We start from the raw sequence: 17380 nt of genomic DNA, 5'->3' as shown, positions 1-17380 counted from the left end.
GATGCCTGAAGGCTCAAACGCGCCCACCCTAACGTGTGTCGCGATCCAGCCATTGCTGGGCCAAGGCTCGGGCCTTGGTATCAGCCTCAAATACCGCTCCCAGGTCATTTACAGCCACGACTGGCTCAAGATTCAGGACGTCCTCGATGATACTCGCGATCTGCGGAAAGCGGATGCGCCGTTCGAGAAACGCCGCCACGGCCACTTCATTGGCCGCATTGAGCATGGCCGGCGCGCTGTTACCCGCCTCGGCCGCTTGCCGCGCCAGGCGCAGGCACGGAAAACGCTGCTCGTCCGGGGCTTCGAAGTCCAGGCGCGCAATCGCAAACAGATCCAGGGGCGCCACGCCGGAATCGATCCGCTCCGGCCAGGCCAAGGCATTGGCGATCGGCGTGCGCATATCCGGGTTGCCCAGCTGCGCCAACACCGAACCGTCCACGTAATCGACCAAAGAGTGGATCACACTTTGCGGATGGATCACCACCTCGACCTGATCAGGCCGTGCATCGAACAACCAGCACGCCTCGATCAGCTCCAGGCCTTTGTTCATCATGCTCGCCGAATCCACGGAAATCTTGCGCCCCATGGACCAGTTTGGATGAGCGCAGGCCTGATCGGGAGACACATGCTCAAGCTCAGCCAGCGGAGTCTGCCGGAAGGGGCCACCGGACGCCGTCAGCAGAATCCGGCGCACACCGACCTGGCTCAAGCCGCGGGCGAAATCCCCGGGCATGCACTGGAAGATTGCGTTGTGCTCACTGTCCAGCGGCAGCAGGACCGCCCCACTCTTGCGCACGGCTTGCATGAAGAGTGCGCCAGACATGACCAGGGCTTCTTTATTGGCCAACAGAATTTTCTTGCCGGCATCGACTGCCGCCAGGGTAGGACGCAACCCCGCCGCGCCGACAATCGCCGCCACCACGGTATCCACATCGGCGTCGGCCGCCACCTGGCACAACCCCGCTTCCCCGACCAGCACCTGGGTGGTCAACCCCGCAGCCCGCAGATCATCCTGCAGCCCACGGGCCGCCGCGGCCTCAGGCACTACAGCAAAGCGCGGTGAGTGGCGCACGCACAAGGCCAGCAATTCGCGCAAACGCGTGAAGCCGGTCAGGGCGAAAACCTGGTAACGATCCGGGTGACGAGCGATGACATCCAGGGTACTCAGCCCGACGGAACCGGTCGCGCCCAGTACGGTAACCTGCTGCAGGCCGCTCACGAAGCGATCATCCACAGCAACACCGCGAAGATCGGCAGCGCGGCAGTGAGGCTGTCGATGCGGTCCAGCACGCCACCATGACCCGGCAGCAGGTTACTGCTGTCCTTGATCCCGGCCTGGCGCTTGAACATGCTCTCGGTGAGGTCACCCACCACCGAGATAAACACGACGATAGCGGTGCCCAGCAAGGCCAGTAGAACCTCTTTCACCGACCAGTCACGCACCAAACCGACCACCAGCGTGATCAGTAGCGTCAAGGCCAGGCCACCGTATACGCCTTCCCAGCTCTTGCCCGGGCTGACGGCCGGAGCCAGCTTGCGCTTGCCAAATGCGCGACCAGAGAAGTAGGCGCCGATATCGGCCCCCCACACCAGCACCATCACGACCAGGATCAATTCATTACCGATAGGGTAGCGCTTGATTTCCACCAGCCCTTGCCAGGCCGGCAGCAGGATCAGCAAGCCGATCACCAGCTTGCAGGCCACGCTGGACCATTGACCGCTGGTGCGTGGGTAAGTCAGCACCAGGAATGTTGCCAACGCCCACCACAGCACCGCCGCCCCCAATACCCAGGGTGCGATGTCCGGCAGGATGTACATCAGGAACAACAACACCGCGACCACTGCGGCGTACGCCACACGCGGCAACTGGTTGCCGAAGCCTGCCAGGCGCGCCCATTCCCAGGCACCCAGGCTCACGACCAGACCGATAAACAGCGCAAAGCCGGACCCTTCAAGCAGGAAGAAACCGCACAAGGCAATCGGCAGCAGGATCAGCGCCGTGATGATTCGTTGTTTAAGCATTTAAACCCGGGCTCCAGCTTCGATCTGCTCGCTCGTTTTACCGAAACGACGCTGACGGGAAGCGAAATCGGCCAGCGCATTGCGCATGGCATCGTGTTTGAAGTCCGGCCAGAACAGGTCGGAGAAGTACAACTCGGTATAGGCTAGCTGCCACAACAGGAAATTGCTGATGCGATGCTCACCACCGGTACGGATACACAAGTCCGGCAACGGCAGGTCGCCGGTCACCAGGCAGGTTTGCAACAGTTCGGGCGTGATGTCGTCGGGGCGCAGATGGCCGGCCTGCACTTCGCGGGCAAGCCGTTGCGCAGCCTGGGCGATATCCCACTGGCCGCCGTAATTGGCTGCGATCTGCAGCACAAAACGATTACTGCCTGCGGTGATAGCCTCGGCTTCGCGCATGGCCACTTGCAGTTCCGGGTGGAACCGCGAGCGATCACCAATGATGCGCAGACTGATGTTGTTGTCATTGAGGCGCTTGGCCTCACGACGCAGCGCCTTGAAAAACAGGTCCATCAAGGCACTGACTTCGTCGGCGGGCCGCTGCCAGTTCTCACTGGAAAAGGCGAACAAGGTCAACACTTCGACCTTGGCCTCGGCGCACACCTCAATCACCGCCCTTACCGCGTCAACACCCGCTTTATGCCCGGCAACACCCGGCATAAAGCGTTTTTTCGCCCAGCGATTATTCCCATCCATGATGATCGCGACATGGCGCGGCACCACGGAGGGCACAGTCTGCTTGGTCTTTTCCATAAAGGCGTCCTGACCCCTTATACGGCCATCAGGTCCTTTTCTTTTTCTTCGGTAGCCTGGGTGATCTTGGCTTCGGCGTCCTTGGTCAACTTGTCGATATCAGCAACGGCACGACGCTCTTCGTCTTCGCTGATTTCCTTGTCCTTGACCAGCTTCTTCAGGTCACCCAACGCATCGCGACGGATGTTACGCACGGCAACGCGCGCATCTTCAGCGGCACTGCGCGCCTGCTTGGTGAAGCCCTTGCGGGTTTCTTCGGTCAGGGCTGGCATGGAGATCAACAACAACTCGCCGAGGTTGGTCGGGTTGAGGTTCAGACCGGCGCTCTGGATCGCCTTGTCGACTGCCGCGAGCATGTTGCGCTCGAAGGCCACGACTTGCAGGGTGCGCGAGTCCTTCACGGTCACGTTGGCCACGCCGCTGAGCGGGGTGTCGGAACCGTAGTAAGGCACCATCACGCTGCCCAGGATGCTCGGGTGCGCCTTGCCGGTACGGATCTGACCAAATGCATGGCTCAGGGATTCCAGGGATTTCTGCATACGCGCCTGGGCGTCTTTCTTGATTTCATTGATCATTGTTGGCCTTCCTCGATCAGAGTCCCTTCCGCGCCGCCGTGTACGATATTCAGCAGGGCGCCGGGCTTGTTCATGTTAAATACGCGCAGCGGCATCTTGTGGTCGCGGCACAGGCAGATAGCAGTCAGGTCCATCACACCCAGCTTGCGATCCAGCACTTCATCGTAGGTCAGATGATCGAACTTCTCGGCATGCGGGTCTTTGAATGGGTCTGCAGTGTATACGCCATCTACCTTGGTGGCTTTGAGCACCACGTCGGCATCGATTTCGATAGCGCGCAGGCACGCCGCCGAATCCGTGGTGAAGAACGGGTTGCCTGTGCCAGCGGCAAAGATCACCACTTCCTTGGAGTTCAGGTGGCGCATGGCTTTGCGGCGATCGTAGTGATCGGTCACGCCAACCATGGAGATAGCCGACATCACGATGGCCGAGATATTGGCACGCTCCAGGGCGTCGCGCATGGCCAGGGCGTTCATCACAGTGGCCAGCATGCCCATGTGGTCGCCAGTGACCCGATCCATACCGGCCGCACTCAGTGCCGCGCCGCGGAACAGATTGCCGCCGCCGATCACCAGGCCGACCTGCACACCGATACCGACCAATTGGCCGACTTCCAGCGCCATGCGGTCAAGCACCTTGGGGTCGATCCCGAACTCTTCCGAGCCCATGAGGGCCTCGCCGCTGAGCTTGAGTAGAATGCGTTTATAGCGAGCCTGATAACCACTGCCCTGCTGAGCCATTGCGAATCTCTCCTGCGGCGTATTTTTTAAAAATTCTTGGCGAGCCGTTTACGGCTTGCGTTCACTCTAGCTGGACGCTGTCACAGCGCCATCGGAACACGGCTTTGTAAGCCAGTTCCGAGAGGAAACCAAATAAAATTGGCCTTCCCATTTGAAAAGAGGCTGCGCGCGTGAGCGGGCAGCCTCTTTCGGCGACAGTTTGGGACTGTCTTATTGCTTGGCGGCAGCCAGCTGGGCAGCAACTTCTTCAGCGAAGTTGTCGACCGGCTTCTCGATGCCTTCGCCTACTTTGAAGTAAGTGAAGGAAACGATTTCAGCACCGGCTTTCTTGGCCAGTTCGCCAACCTTGATTTCAGGGTTCTTGACGAACGCCTGCTCAACCAGGCTTGCTTCGGCCAGGAACTTGCTGATACGGCCTTTGACCATGTTCTCAACAATGTTTTCTGGCTTGCCTTTGATTTTTTCTTCGTTCAGCTGCAGGAACACAGCTTTTTCGCGCTCGATCGCTTCGGCAGACACTTCCGAAGGCAGCAGGAACTCAGGGTTGCTTGCAGCAACGTGCATAGCGATGTCTTTGGCCAGCTCAACGTCGCCGCCTTTCAGAACAACTGCTACACCGATTTTGTTGCCGTGCAGGTAACCACCAACAACATCACCTTCAACGCGAACCAGGCGACGGATGTTGACGTTTTCGCCAACCTTGCCGACCAGTACCAGACGAGCTGCTTCTTGAGCTTCGATCAGAGGCTCAACAGTGGTCAGCTTGTCAGCGAAGGCTTTTTCGACGCTGGCAGCAACGAATGCCTTGAAGTCATCCTGCAGAGCCAGGAAGTCGGTCTGCGAGTTGACTTCCAGCAGAACGGCGGATTTGCCGTCTTCTTTCAGGGCGATAGCGCCTTCAGCAGCGACGTTGCCTGCTTTCTTGGCAGCCTTGATGGCGCCGGAAGCACGCATGTCATCAATGGCTTTTTCGATGTCGCCGCCGGCCTTGGTCAAGGCCTTTTTGCAATCCATCATGCCTTCGCCGGTACGCTCACGCAGTTCTTTAACCAACGCTGCAGTAATCTCTGCCATTTCAAAATCCTCTTGGATAGGTTTTCAACCATTCCACCCGATCAAACGGGCGATCAATTCTTCCCGAATTTCCGTTGTAGGCCGCTGCACGTTACAAATGATGTAGCTGCGCTGCCGACAAATGGTTTTCGAGGTGGCAAAAAGGGGGCCAAGCCCCCTTTTTGCTTACTGAGTCAACGCCAGGGCGTCAGTTACTCAGCGGCAGCTACCGGAGCTTCTTCAACGAACTGCTCGGTACCGCCAGCAACGTGGTTGCGACCACGGATTACAGCGTCAGCCATCGAACCCATGTACAGCTGGATAGCGCGGATTGCGTCATCGTTGCCTGGGATGATGTAGTCAACGCCTTCCGGGCTGCTGTTGGTATCGACTACGCCGATAACCGGGATGCCCAGCTTGTTGGCTTCGGTGATCGCGATGCGCTCGTGATCAACGTCGATAACGAACAGTGCGTCAGGCAGACCGCCCATGTCCTTGATACCACCCAGGGAACGATCGAGCTTTTCCAGGTCACGGGAGCGCATCAGCGCTTCTTTCTTGGTCAGCTTGGCGAAAGTACCGTCTTCGGCTTGCACTTCAAGGTCACGCAGACGCTTGATGGAAGCACGGATGGTTTTGAAGTTGGTCAGCATGCCGCCCAACCAGCGGTGATCGACGTACGGCGAACCGCAACGTGCTGCTTCTTCAGCAACGATCTTGCCAGCGGAACGCTTGGTGCCGACGAACAGGATCTTGTTTTTGCCCTGGGCCAGACGCTCTACGAAAGTCAGAGCTTCGTTGAACATTGGCAGGGTTTTTTCAAGGTTGATAATGTGAATCTTGTTACGCGCGCCGAAAATGTATTTACCCATTTTCGGGTTCCAGTAACGGGTCTGGTGACCGAAGTGCACACCGGCCTTCAGCATATCGCGCATGTTGACTTGGGACATGATAGTTCCTTAATAAGTCGGGTTTGGCCTCCACGTATCCCAATGACCAACCAGCGGCATCAAGGCCTCCGGCACCCAGGTCATCGTGTCGACACGTGTGTGGATTTAAGCTTTTCGGGGTATCCCCGGAAAGCGGCGCATTTTATACCACAGCAAGGGCGAAAACGAAACCCGCAATCACACCTGACCGCAGCGATCTGTGCGCAAGCCGTTGAATAGAGCGGATTTACCCCCACCCTATAGATAGAAGCGATCGTCAGGGGCTCATGGTTTACCGCCCGCGTCTGTTAGAATCGCGTTTTTTGTGGCTTGTGCGAATTCAGCAACCTTTTGTCGCACGCCCGTAAACCGTATTGATTTCAGCGCGTCGCGCTAGAGAGAGCCTGTATGACCGTTAGTTTGAAAACCGCCGAAGACATCGCCGGCATGCGCATCGCCGGCAAACTGGCCGCCGACGTGCTGGAAATGATTGCAGAGCATGTAAAGCCGGGCGTCACCACCGAAACCCTGAACCAGATCTGCCACGACTATATCGTCAATGTGCAAAAGGCCATCCCTGCGCCGCTGAACTACAAAGGCTTCCCCAAGTCGATCTGCACCTCGGTCAACCACGTGGTGTGCCACGGCATTCCCGGTGACAAGCCGTTGAAGGACGGCGACACCCTGAACATCGACGTCACCGTGATCAAGGACCGCTACTTCGGCGACACCAGTCGCATGTTCCACGTCGGCAACGTGCCGGTCTGGGCCGAGCGCCTGTCCCAGGTGACCCAGGAATGCATGTACAAGGCCATCGAAATCGTCAAGCCAGGCTGCCGCCTGGGTGACATCGGTGAAGTGATCCAGAAGCACGCCGAAAAGAACGGCTTCTCGGTGGTGCGCGAATTCTGCGGCCACGGCATCGGCACCGTGTTCCACGAAGAACCACAGATCCTGCACTACGGCCGCGCCGGCACCGGCATGGAACTCAAGGCAGGCATGACCTTTACCATCGAACCGATGATCAACCAGGGCAAGGCCGATACCAAGGTGCTGGGCGACGGCTGGACCGCTATCACCAAGGACCGCAAGCTCTCGGCCCAGTGGGAACACACGCTGCTGGTCACCGAAACCGGCTACGAGATCTTCACGTTGCGCGCAGACGACACCATTCCTCGCGTTTCGGCGTGAGGGTTGCTTCGGTTTTCCAGCTTCAACCGTGTGACTGACTCAATAGATAGATAGGAAAGCCGACCGATGCCCCAGGTGGATCCCGAACTCTTCGACCGTGGCCAGTTCCAGGCCGAGCTGGCATTGAAGGCGAGCCCCATCGCCGCCTTCAAGAAAGCCATCCGCCAGGCGCGCGAGGTGCTCGACGCGCGTTTTCGCAGTGGTCGGGACATCAGACGACTGATCGAGGACCGCGCCTGGTTCGTCGATAACATCCTGCAGAAAGCCTGGGAACAGTTCAGCTGGAGTGCAGACGCCGATATCGCCCTGGTGGCGGTCGGCGGCTACGGTCGCGGCGAACTGCACCCCTACTCCGACATCGACCTGTTGATCCTGCTGGACAGCGCCGACCACGAAACCTTTCGTGATTCCATCGAGCGTTTTCTGACATTGCTGTGGGACATCGGCCTGGAAGTCGGCCAGAGCGTGCGCTCGGTGGATGAATGCGCCGAAGAGGCCCGTGCCGACTTGACGGTGGTCACCAACCTGATGGAAAGCCGCACCATCTGCGGCCCCGAGCGCCTGCGCCAGCGCATGCTCGAAGTCACCAGCACCGCACACATGTGGCCAAGCAAGGATTTCTTCCTGGCCAAGCGCGCCGAACAGAAGGCGCGGCACCACAAGTACAACGACACCGAATACAACCTGGAACCCAACGTCAAAGGGTCCCCGGGCGGGCTGCGGGATATCCAGACGATTTTGTGGGTGGCGCGCCGCCAATACGGCACGCTGAACCTGCGCGCCCTGGCTGGCGAAGGCTTCCTGGTGGAGAGCGAAAACACCCTGCTGGCCTCGTCCCAGGAGTTCCTGTGGAAGGTGCGCTACGCCCTGCACATGCTCGCCGGGCGCTCCGAGGACCGCCTGCTGTTCGATCACCAACGCTCCATCGCCACCCTGCTGGGCTTTGAGGGCGAAGACGCGAAGACCAGCATCGAAAGCTTCATGCAACAGTACTACCGGGTGGTCATGAGCATCGCCCAGCTCAGCGACCTGATCATCCAGCACTTCGAGGAGGTGATCCTGGCCCCCGAAGACGAAGCGCCGCCGCAGCCGATCAATGCGCGCTTCCAACTGCATGACGGTTATATCGAAGCACGCAACGACAACGTGTTCCGCCGCACCCCATTCGCCATGCTGGAAATCTTCGTACTGATGGCCCAGCAGCCGGACATCAAAGGCGTGCGCGCCGACACCATCCGCCTGCTGCGGGAAAACCGCCACCTGATCGACGACGAATTTCGCAACGACATCCGCAATACCAGCCTGTTTATCGAACTGTTCAAGTGCCGCATCGGCATCCACCGCAACCTGCGGCGCATGAACCGCTACGGCATTCTCGGGCGCTACCTGCCGGAGTTCGGCTTTATCGTCGGGCAAATGCAGCACGACCTGTTCCACATCTACACCGTCGATGCCCACACCCTGAACCTGATCAAGCACCTGCGTAAGTTGCAGTACACCCAGGTGTCAGAGAAATTCCCACTTGCCAGTAAACTGATGGCCAAGCTGCCAAAGCCTGAGCTGATCTACCTGGCGGGCCTGTATCACGATATCGGCAAGGGCCGGCATGGCGATCACTCGGAAATTGGCGCGGTGGACGCCGAAGCCTTCTGCCAGCGTCACCAGTTACCCCTGTGGGACAGCCGTCTGATTGTCTGGCTGGTGCAAAACCACCTGGTGATGTCGACCACTGCCCAGCGCAAGGATTTGTCCGATCCACAGGTAATCCACGATTTCGCAGGCATCGTCGGCGATGAAACCCGTCTCGACTATCTTTATGTGCTGACCGTCTCCGACATCAACGCCACCAACCCCACGTTGTGGAACTCCTGGCGCGCCAGCCTGTTGCGCCAGCTGTACACCGAGACCAAGCGCGCCCTGCGCCGCGGCCTGGAGAACCCGGTGGACCGCGAAGAGCAGATCCGTCGCACCCAAAGTGCGGCCCTGGATATTCTGGTACGCGGTGGTAACGACCCGGACGACGTCGAACAGCTCTGGTCGCAACTGGGCGATGATTATTTCCTGCGCCACACCGCCGGCGACGTGGCCTGGCACAGCGATGCGATCCTGCAGCAGCCGGCCGACGGTGGGCCGCTGGTCTTGATCAAGGAAACCACCCAGCGCGAATTCGAAGGCGGCACGCAGATCTTCATCTACGCGCCGGACCAGCACGACTTCTTCGCCGTGACCGTGGCCGCCATGGACCAGCTCAACCTGAACATCCATGACGCTCGGGTCATCACTTCCAGCAGCCAGTTCACCCTCGACACCTACATCGTGCTCGACACCGACGGCGACTCTATTGGCGATAACCCGGCGCGGGTGAAAAAGATCCGCGAAGGCCTCACCGAAGCCCTGCGCAACCCGGATGACTACCCCACCATCATCCAGCGCCGCGTGCCGCGCCAGCTCAAGCATTTTGCCTTTGCGCCCCAGGTGACCATTTCCAACGACGCGCAGCGACCGGTGACGGTGCTGGAACTCAGCGCGCCGGATCGCCCGGGCCTGCTGGCGCGTATCGGCGGGATTTTCCTGGAGTTCGACCTGTCGTTGCAGAACGCCAAGATTGCGACCCTCGGCGAACGGGTGGAAGACGTGTTCTTCATCACCGACGCTGATAACCAGCCGCTGTCCGACCCTGAGCTGTGTCGCCGCCTGCAGGATGCGATCGTGGAACAATTGAGCGTGACCCAGGAACCCGGCGTTGAGCTGACCCGACTGACTATTTGAATTCTTAACTTTGTGAACACGAGTCATGTGGGAGCTGGCTTGCCTGCGATGCAGACACCTCGGTCCGTCAGGTCGACCGCAGTGATGCCATCGCAGGCAAGCCAGCTCCCACAGGGGCCGCGCTCACCGTGATAGAGGCTTATATGAACAACGCCCTTAACCAGTTGCAGCCCTACCCTTTCGAGAAACTGCGCGCCCTGCTCGGCAGCGTGACGCCGAACCCGGACAAACGCCCGATTGCACTGTCCATCGGCGAACCCAAGCACAAGTCCCCGACCTTTGTCGCCGAGGCGCTGAGCAACAACCTCGACCAGATGGCGGTGTACCCCACCACGCTGGGTACCCCTGCCCTGCGTGAAGCCATCGGCGCCTGGTGCGAACGCCGCTTCAATGTGCCCAAGGGCTGGTTGGACCCGGCGCGGAACATCCTGCCGGTCAACGGCACCCGTGAAGCCCTGTTCGCCTTCACCCAGACCGTGGTCAACCGTGGCGACGATGCGCTGGTGGTCAGTCCCAACCCGTTTTACCAAATCTACGAAGGCGCCGCGTTCCTGGCCGGGGCCAAGCCGCATTACCTGCCGTGCCTGGATAGCAATGGCTTGAACCCGGACTTCGACGCCGTCTCCCCCGACATCTGGAAACGTTGCCAAATCCTGTTCCTGTGCTCCCCAGGCAACCCGACCGGCGCGCTGATCCCGGTCGACACACTGAAAAAACTCATCGCCCTGGCCGACGAATACGACTTCGTGATCGCCGCCGACGAATGCTACAGCGAACTCTACTTCGACGAACAAACCCCACCGCCTGGCCTGCTCAGCGCCTGCGTCGAACTGGGGCGCCGGGATTTCAAACGCTGTGTGGTGTTCCATAGCCTGTCCAAGCGCTCCAACCTGCCAGGCCTGCGCTCAGGTTTCGTGGCCGGCGACGCCGACATCCTCAAGGCCTTTTTGCTGTACCGCACCTACCATGGTTGCGCGATGCCGGTGCAAACCCAGCTAGCCAGCATCGCTGCCTGGCAGGACGAGGCCCATGTATTGGCCAACCGTGACCTGTACCGCGAGAAGTTCGATGCGGTGCTGGCGATCCTCAAACCGGTGCTGGATGTACAAAGCCCGGACGGCGGCTTCTATCTGTGGCCGAAAGTGAACGGTGACGACGCGGACTTCTGCCGCGATCTGTTTGTGGAAGAACATGTGACGGTAGTACCGGGCTCTTACCTGTCCCGCGAAGTCGACGGTTTCAACCCAGGCGCAGGGCGTGTGCGCCTGGCATTGGTTGCGCCATTGGCCGAATGTGTCGAAGCGGCTGAGCGGATTCGCGATTTCATACAGCGCCGCGTTTGAGTTTCAAGCCGCTCCCACACCGTGGGAGCGGCCATTACCGATGTATCTTGCAACCCATCAATGGGAACAAAGCCTGTTAAATGCTCCACCCACGTTCATCTGGTACACACGCTCAGGTGAACGACATGCCCCCCACCATCCCAACCCGTCCCGTTTCTCCTCACTCCGTGAGCGCACCTCACAGTAGAGCCAAACGCGGCGTCGCCATGCCGGACAAACTATGGCCTCAACATTCAGTGCTGACCATCTCGCGACTGAACATGACACAGGAACAAAAGGATCTGGTACAGCACAACATCAATAAATGGGCGCCGCACACTAACCTCTACTTGAAATTTATTGACAGCCCTAACGGTGACATACGCATTACTGCAGACAATAACAGTCACGCCGGATGGTCAAGCGTGGGAACCGATGCAAAAAACGTCCCCCTCTCCAAACCGACCATGAGTATTGGCTTCAAAGATTCACCGGACGGCATTGCCGCGACGGTTCAACACGAATTCGGCCACGCCCTGGGTTTGAAGCATGAGCACCAGCATCCGGATCGCACACTGGACCTGAATAGACAGAATATCTATGACGAGTACGAGTCGCGTAGGCAATTCAGCTATGAGGCCGATAACAATATCATCAGGACTTTTTCACGCCCCCAGGTAACAGCCTCTGCAAACTATGATGACAAATCCATCATGCACTATGGCTTTCCTGCTTCAAGACTCAACAGTGGTCCCCCCATCCCGCGCAACTTCAAACTGTCTGAAGACGATAAAAAGTTCATGCAGTCGCTCTATCCAGAAGATAAAACTCTCTTGGGCAAACTGCTCAATTCAAGCATCCGGGCAATGATCAGTTCCAGCCCTACTTAACACTTCCCAAGTTCGCTTCACTCATATCCAGATCCGCCAATACCTCGCGCAGTACATCGTCGCCAATCTGATGCTGGCGACTCAAACGGTAGAGCTCCAGGCGCTGCGCACGTAGCGCCTTGAGCCTCAGCCTGCGCTCCAGTTGATCCATTTGCAGCGCCAGTGCCTGAGCCTCGGCCGAGTCATTGAATACGTCCAACTGATGACGATACTCCGCCATCAGCCGCGCCTTGAGCTCGGTGGCCAATGCAGCCTGAGCGGCATCCGGCGTTTCGGCTTCGACGGGTTCTTCGACCTCCAACGCATGGATCGCCGCCACGGCGGTCTTTTTCCAGGCCTCGCGCACTTCGTTGTGGCGCTTCTCATCCGGACTTTTCTCCACGCCACGCAACAGCAACGGCAGGGCAATGCAAGCGGCGACCAGCGATAGCAGGATGACCCCGGCGGCGATAAAGATCAGCAGGTCACGCTCAGGGAAATCCTGGCCCGGCGCCAGCAGCAAGGGCACCGACATGACACCCGCCAACGTCACCGCACCGCGGACACCGCCGACGGTCAGCAACCAGCAGGAGCGCGCCGTCGGCACCAGGGTCAGCGCGCTTTTGCCACGCAGCCTGCGCAGCAACCCCGACAGCCGCCAGATGCTCTGTACCCAGATAAACCGCAGCACCACCAGCACCAGAAAGATCGCCACCACGTCCAGGCAGCGGTACAACAGGGTGGGCCACAGGGTGGTTTCGTGGCTGACCACAGCCTTGATGATGTCTGGCAGTTGCAGGCCGAGCAGCAGGAAGATCAAACCGTTGAAGGCGAACTCCAGCAACGACCACACACTGCGATTGAGCAGGCGCGTGCTGGTCTGGCGCGGCAGCAGGTCGAGCCAGCTCTGCATCATGCCCGCCGCCACCGCCGACAAAATGCCCGAAGCGCCCAGGCGCTCAGCCAACACGTAGGCAGCAAAGGGCAACAACAGCATGAACACCACATGGGTCGCGGGGTCATCCCAGCCCCGTGCAATCATCCACGCGCGCAGGCGGCCGACCAGCCAGCTCAACGCCACCCCGACCGCCAAGCCGCCCACGGCGACCAATACAAAGGTCAGGCTGGCATCCGCCAGGGAAAACACCCCGGTCAACGCCGCCGCCAGGGCAAACTTGAAGGTCACCAGGCCTGACGCGTCATTCATCAGCGCCTCGCCTTGAAGCATGTGCATCAGCGGTTTAGGCAAGCGATTCTGAGAAATGGCCGACACCGCCACGGCATCCGTCGGGGATAAAACCGCCGCAAGGGCAAAGGCCACCGGCAAGGGGATCGAGGGCAGCAACCAATGAATGAAGTAGCCGGCGCCGACCACGGTAAACAGCACCAGGCCCACCGCCAATGTCAGAATCGGGCCACGCAGGCGCCACAATTCGCGCTTGGGCATGCGCCAGCCATCGGAAAACAACAGCGGCGGCAGAAACAGAAACAGGAACAGCTCCGGGTCCAACGCCACATGCAGCCCCAATGTGGGCCAGGCCAGCAAGGCACCGGCGGCAATCTGTAGCAAGGGCAACGGCAGTGGGATGATGCGCCCGACCAGACGCGAAAAGCTGACCAGCATCAGCAGGATAAGAACGGTGTAGGCGGTTTGCATAACGCGGGTTTCCCGGACAATCGACTTGCAACGACACATCAGGCAACAACTGGCCGTTGAAGTGCCATATTACCCCGCTATGTTACTCGCCTAAGCCGCGCACCGGCTTTTGCACAAAAGTCGCAGGATGCTGACGAGCGGCGCCGAAACCGGCTGGTCGTGGCATAATCCGTGATCTTTCATTTTTCATTGGTCCAAAGGGGGGCAATTCCTTGACCGCTTCAAGCAAAACCCTGCACCTTTTCGGCATCAAAGCCTGCGACACCATGAAAAAGGCGCGCACCTGGCTCGATGAGCACGCGCTGAGCTACGAGTTCCATGACTACAAAACGGCCGGTATCGACCGTGAACACTTGACCCAATGGTGCAACGAGCACGGTTGGCAGGTGGTTTTGAACCGTGCGGGCACCACCTTTCGCAAACTCGAAGACGAACGCAAAGCCGATCTCGATCAGTCGAAAGCCATTGAATTGATGCTCGCACAACCCTCGATGATCAAGCGCCCGGTGCTTGATCTCGGTGACAGAACCCTGATTGGCTTCAAGCCAGATAGTTATTCGGCGGCCCTCAAGTAGGCCAGCCTTCCATTTTTGTAGAGGTAACAGCATGTCCAATTCCCTGTTCAGCCTGGGCTTCGGCGTCGGCACTCAGAACCGCCAAGGTGCTTGGCTGGAAGTGTTTTACGCACAACCGTTGCTCAACCCGTCGGCCGAGATCGTTGCCGCCATTGCGCCGATCCTGGGTTACACCGAGGGCAACCAGGCGATCACGTTCACCATCAGCCAAGCGCTGCAACTGGCAGATGCACTCAAGAACGTCGACGCCACTCAAGCCGCGCTGCTGAATCGCCTGGCTGAAAGCCACACCCCACTGGTTGCCACACTGCTGGCCGAAGACGCCGCGCTGACCTCCACGCCAGAGGCCTACCTCAAGCTGCACTTGCTGTCCCATCGCCTGGTCAAGCCTCACGGCCTGAACCTGGCAGGCGTGTTCCCGCAGTTGCCGAACGTGGCCTGGACCAGCCAGGGCGCCATCGACATCGCCGAACTTGCCGAGCGCCAGCTCGAAGCGCGTCTGCGTGGCGAGCTGCTGGAAGTGTTCTCGGTGGACAAGTTCCCGAAAATGACCGACTACGTGGTACCGGCCGGCGTGCGCATCGCTGACGCTGCGCGTATCCGCCTGGGCGCCTACGTGGGCGAAGGCACTACCGTGATGCACGAAGGCTTCGTCAACTTCAACGCCGGCACCGAAGGCCCAGGCATGATCGAAGGCCGTGTATCGGCAGGCGTGTTCGTCGGCAAGGGTTCGGACTTGGGCGGCGGCTGCTCTACCATGGGCACCCTGTCGGGCGGCGGCAATATCGTGATCAAGGTGGGCGAAGGCTGCCTGATCGGCGCCAACGCCGGCACCGGTATCCCGTTGGGCGACCGCAACACCGTGGAGTCGGGCCTGTACATCACCGCCGGCACCAAGGTTGCGCTGCTTGACGAGCAGAACCAGTTGGTCAAGGTGGTCAAGGCGCGCGAGTTGGCCGGTCAACCGGACCTGCTGTTCCGCCGCAATTCCGAGACCGGTGCCGTGGAGTGCAAAACCCACAAATCGGCCATCGAACTGAACGAAGCGCTGCACGCTCACAACTAAGCAGCCACTCGATGCCACTAGCGGGCCGCACCTTCGGGTGCGGCTCGCTTATACGAGTCTTGATCACCATGCTTGTGCCCTCCCCCTGGCGCGCCGATTTCCCGGCGATCGCCACCCTGCAAAGGCAAGACCAGACCTATCTGGACAGCGCCGCCACCGCCCAAAAACCCCAGGCCCTGCTGGATGCCATCGGCCATTACTACGCCAATGGCGCAGCCAATGTGCACCGCGCCCAGCATTTGCCGGGGGCCCATGCGACCCAAGCCTTTGAGGACAGTCGCAGCAAGGTCGCGCAGTGGTTGAATGCAGGCGACAGCGGGCAGGTCGTATTCACCCACGGCGCAACCTCTGCGCTGAACCTCTTGGCCTATGGCCTTGAGCACCTATTCAATGCGGGCGATGAGATAGCCATCAGCGCCCTGGAACACCACGCCAACCTGTTGCCCTGGCAGCAATTGGCCAAACGGCGTGCGCTGACGCTGGTGGTATTGCCCCTGGGCGATGACGGCGTGATCGACCTGCAAGCCGCCGCATCATTGATCGGCCCGCGCACGCGCCTGCTGGCGGTGAGCCAGTTGTCCAACGTGCTGGGCACCTGGCAGCCGCTGGAAGCGCTACTGACGCTGGCCCAGGCAAACGGTGCCCTGACTGTTGTGGATGGCGCCCAAGGCATCGTGCATGGTCGCCACGACGTACAGGCCCTGGGCTGCGATTTCTACGTATTTTCCAGCCACAAGCTCTACGGCCCGGACGGCGTCGGCGTGCTGTTCGGTCGCAACGCTGCCCTGCATCACCTGCGCCACTGGCAGTTTGGCGGCGAGATGGTGCAGCAGGCAGATTATCAAGGCGCCAGCTTCCGCCCTGCCCCACTGGGGTTCGAAGCCGGCACGCCGCCCATTGCCGGCGTGATCGGCCTGGGTGCCACCCTGGATTACCTGAGCTCACTGGATCAGCACGCCGTGACCGCCCATGAAGCGGCACTGCACGACTATTTGCTGCGCGGGCTGAAAGCACGCAATGGCGTGCGCGTACTGGGATCACCGCAAGCAGCGCTGGTGAGCTTTGTGGTGGACGGTGTGCATAACGCCGACCTGGCTCACCTGTTGACCGAGCAAGGCATCGCCGTGCGCGCCGGGCATCACTGTGCAATGCCACTGCTCAAGGCCATGCACTTATCCGGCGCCATTCGAGTGTCCCTGGCGCTGTACAACGACTCCGATGACCTGGAGCGCTTCTTTGAAGCGTTGGACCAGGCGCTGGATATGTTGCGATGAGCTTGCCAGTGGACGCGATGGCTGCGCTGCAGGCATTCCAGGCTGTCAGCGGTTGGGAGCAGCGCGCGCGGATGCTGATGCAATGGGGCGAGCGACTGCCCGCGTTGGCGGATGATGAAAAGGTCGACGCCAACCTGGTGCAAGGCTGTGAAAGCCTAGTGTGGTTGGTGGGGCATTTGCAGGACGGCCATTGGCAGTTTGCTGCCAGCAGCGAGGCGCGAATGATTCGCGGGTTGGTGGCGCTGTTGCTGGCGCGGGTCAATGGGTTGTCGGCTGATGAACTGCAAGCGGTGGATTTGCCGGGTTGGTTTGCCCAACTGGGCCTGTCCCGGCAGCTGTCACCATCGCGCACCAACGGCTTGAATGCAGTCCTGCAACGTATGCGCGAACTAAGCCATACACACAACTGAATGTGGGAGGGGGCTTGCTCCCGATGGCGGTGGGTCAGTCACACATGCATCAACTGACACTCCCTCATCTACAGAACTTGATAGCAACCGACGGTAACCACGATGCGAAGCGAGCCGCTCTTGATCTTGATCTTAGGCGCCCCGTCAAACCACGCTGGCCGGAATTCGACAG

Annotated in this window: 16 protein-coding genes; 8 read left to right on the top strand and 8 right to left on the bottom strand. The window is 59.8% G+C overall.

Annotated elements, in window-relative coordinates:
- Window positions 1-28 precede the first annotated feature (28 nt).
- The 7 genes from ispC to rpsB form a co-directional block, all read right to left on the bottom strand.
- Window positions 29-1219, bottom strand: a complete 1191-nt coding sequence (gene ispC / locus E4O97_RS00080; RefSeq protein WP_005785718.1) for a 1-deoxy-D-xylulose-5-phosphate reductoisomerase — start codon at window positions 1217-1219, stop codon at window positions 29-31.
- The gene (locus tag E4O97_RS00075) at window positions 1216-2022 is read right to left on the bottom strand and encodes a phosphatidate cytidylyltransferase (protein ID WP_248160725.1); all 807 of its coding nucleotides are present in this window, start codon (window positions 2020-2022) and stop codon (window positions 1216-1218) included. The genes ispC and E4O97_RS00075 overlap by 4 nt, the downstream gene beginning before the upstream one ends.
- Entirely contained in the window at window positions 2023-2778 is a 756-nt protein-coding gene (gene uppS, locus E4O97_RS00070) for a polyprenyl diphosphate synthase (protein ID WP_032877375.1), read from the bottom strand.
- Window positions 2779-2795: 17 nt separating this feature from the next.
- On the bottom strand, window positions 2796-3353 hold the full coding sequence (frr, locus tag E4O97_RS00065) for a ribosome recycling factor (protein WP_032877376.1): 558 nt from the start codon (window positions 3351-3353) through the stop codon (window positions 2796-2798).
- Complete coding sequence (gene pyrH, locus E4O97_RS00060) at window positions 3350-4093, bottom strand: UMP kinase (protein WP_003189161.1); 744 nt, start codon at window positions 4091-4093, stop codon at window positions 3350-3352. Before pyrH ends, frr begins: the two co-directional genes overlap by 4 nt.
- 210 nt (window positions 4094-4303) lie before the next feature.
- Window positions 4304-5167 carry a translation elongation factor Ts gene (gene tsf / locus E4O97_RS00055; RefSeq protein ID WP_005785711.1) on the bottom strand — a complete coding sequence of 288 codons (864 nt, stop codon included), beginning with the start codon at window positions 5165-5167 and terminating at the stop codon, window positions 4304-4306.
- A 191-nt stretch (window positions 5168-5358) separates the two neighbouring features.
- A complete protein-coding gene (rpsB, locus tag E4O97_RS00050; RefSeq protein WP_003189158.1) occupies window positions 5359-6096 on the bottom strand; it encodes a 30S ribosomal protein S2 in 738 nt (245 codons plus the stop codon).
- A 387-nt stretch (window positions 6097-6483) separates the two neighbouring features.
- Between rpsB and map the strand changes: the two genes are divergently transcribed.
- From map to E4O97_RS00030, 4 genes are all read left to right on the top strand, one after another.
- On the top strand, window positions 6484-7266 hold the full coding sequence (map, locus tag E4O97_RS00045; protein WP_032877377.1) for a type I methionyl aminopeptidase: 783 nt from the start codon (window positions 6484-6486) through the stop codon (window positions 7264-7266).
- Window positions 7267-7332: 66 nt separating this feature from the next.
- On the top strand, window positions 7333-10035 hold the full coding sequence (locus tag E4O97_RS00040; protein ID WP_032877378.1) for a [protein-PII] uridylyltransferase: 2703 nt from the start codon (window positions 7333-7335) through the stop codon (window positions 10033-10035).
- 143 nt (window positions 10036-10178) lie between these two features.
- The gene (gene dapC / locus E4O97_RS00035; RefSeq protein ID WP_078820466.1) at window positions 10179-11378 is read left to right on the top strand and encodes a succinyldiaminopimelate transaminase; all 1200 of its coding nucleotides are present in this window, start codon (window positions 10179-10181) and stop codon (window positions 11376-11378) included.
- A 125-nt stretch (window positions 11379-11503) separates the two neighbouring features.
- On the top strand, window positions 11504-12247 hold the full coding sequence (locus tag E4O97_RS00030) for a M12 family metallopeptidase (RefSeq protein WP_248091034.1): 744 nt from the start codon (window positions 11504-11506) through the stop codon (window positions 12245-12247).
- Here the strand turns inward: E4O97_RS00030 and E4O97_RS00025 are convergent.
- The gene (locus E4O97_RS00025; RefSeq protein ID WP_032877381.1) at window positions 12240-13883 is read right to left on the bottom strand and encodes a Na+/H+ antiporter; all 1644 of its coding nucleotides are present in this window, start codon (window positions 13881-13883) and stop codon (window positions 12240-12242) included. The genes E4O97_RS00030 and E4O97_RS00025 overlap by 8 nt on opposite strands.
- A 266-nt stretch (window positions 13884-14149) precedes the next feature.
- Between E4O97_RS00025 and E4O97_RS00020 the strand changes: the two genes are divergently transcribed.
- From E4O97_RS00020 to E4O97_RS00005, 4 genes are all read left to right on the top strand, one after another.
- The gene (locus tag E4O97_RS00020) at window positions 14150-14458 is read left to right on the top strand and encodes an arsenate reductase (RefSeq protein WP_241092152.1); all 309 of its coding nucleotides are present in this window, start codon (window positions 14150-14152) and stop codon (window positions 14456-14458) included.
- A gap of 31 nt (window positions 14459-14489) precedes the next feature.
- Complete coding sequence (gene dapD, locus E4O97_RS00015; RefSeq protein WP_032877456.1) at window positions 14490-15524, top strand: 2,3,4,5-tetrahydropyridine-2,6-dicarboxylate N-succinyltransferase; 1035 nt, start codon at window positions 14490-14492, stop codon at window positions 15522-15524.
- A gap of 68 nt (window positions 15525-15592) precedes the next feature.
- The gene (locus tag E4O97_RS00010; RefSeq protein ID WP_248160724.1) at window positions 15593-16798 is read left to right on the top strand and encodes a cysteine desulfurase; all 1206 of its coding nucleotides are present in this window, start codon (window positions 15593-15595) and stop codon (window positions 16796-16798) included.
- Window positions 16795-17208, top strand: a complete 414-nt coding sequence (locus tag E4O97_RS00005; RefSeq protein WP_078820462.1) for a SufE family protein — start codon at window positions 16795-16797, stop codon at window positions 17206-17208. The genes E4O97_RS00010 and E4O97_RS00005 overlap by 4 nt, the downstream gene beginning before the upstream one ends.
- Window positions 17209-17380: the final 172 nt, after the last annotated feature.

The organism is Pseudomonas sp. W15Feb34 (genome assembly GCF_023127765.1).
In the GTDB taxonomy this organism is placed as follows: Bacteria; Pseudomonadota; Gammaproteobacteria; order Pseudomonadales; family Pseudomonadaceae; genus Aquipseudomonas; species Aquipseudomonas synxantha_A.
This window is presented reverse-complemented; position numbering and strand designations above follow the sequence as displayed.

Excerpts from the sequence above, each read along its gene's own strand:
- E4O97_RS00075 (WP_248160725.1), bottom strand. The coding sequence starts at position 2,022 with ATGCTTAAACAACGAATCATCACGGCGCTGATCCTGCTGCCGATTGCC.
- uppS (WP_032877375.1), bottom strand. The coding sequence starts at position 2,778 with ATGGAAAAGACCAAGCAGACTGTGCCCTCCGTGGTGCCGCGCCATGTC.
- frr (WP_032877376.1), bottom strand. The coding sequence starts at position 3,353 with ATGATCAATGAAATCAAGAAAGACGCCCAGGCGCGTATGCAGAAATCC.
- pyrH (WP_003189161.1), bottom strand. The coding sequence starts at position 4,093 with ATGGCTCAGCAGGGCAGTGGTTATCAGGCTCGCTATAAACGCATTCTA.
- tsf (WP_005785711.1), bottom strand. The coding sequence starts at position 5,167 with ATGGCAGAGATTACTGCAGCGTTGGTTAAAGAACTGCGTGAGCGTACC.
- rpsB (WP_003189158.1), bottom strand. The coding sequence starts at position 6,096 with ATGTCCCAAGTCAACATGCGCGATATGCTGAAGGCCGGTGTGCACTTC.
- map (WP_032877377.1), top strand. The coding sequence starts at position 6,484 with ATGACCGTTAGTTTGAAAACCGCCGAAGACATCGCCGGCATGCGCATC.
- E4O97_RS00040 (WP_032877378.1), top strand. The coding sequence starts at position 7,333 with ATGCCCCAGGTGGATCCCGAACTCTTCGACCGTGGCCAGTTCCAGGCC.
- dapC (WP_078820466.1), top strand. The coding sequence starts at position 10,179 with ATGAACAACGCCCTTAACCAGTTGCAGCCCTACCCTTTCGAGAAACTG.
- E4O97_RS00030 (WP_248091034.1), top strand. The coding sequence starts at position 11,504 with ATGCCCCCCACCATCCCAACCCGTCCCGTTTCTCCTCACTCCGTGAGC.
- E4O97_RS00025 (WP_032877381.1), bottom strand. The coding sequence starts at position 13,883 with ATGCAAACCGCCTACACCGTTCTTATCCTGCTGATGCTGGTCAGCTTT.
- E4O97_RS00020 (WP_241092152.1), top strand. The coding sequence starts at position 14,150 with ATGAAAAAGGCGCGCACCTGGCTCGATGAGCACGCGCTGAGCTACGAG.
- dapD (WP_032877456.1), top strand. The coding sequence starts at position 14,490 with ATGTCCAATTCCCTGTTCAGCCTGGGCTTCGGCGTCGGCACTCAGAAC.
- E4O97_RS00010 (WP_248160724.1), top strand. The coding sequence starts at position 15,593 with ATGCTTGTGCCCTCCCCCTGGCGCGCCGATTTCCCGGCGATCGCCACC.
- E4O97_RS00005 (WP_078820462.1), top strand. The coding sequence starts at position 16,795 with ATGAGCTTGCCAGTGGACGCGATGGCTGCGCTGCAGGCATTCCAGGCT.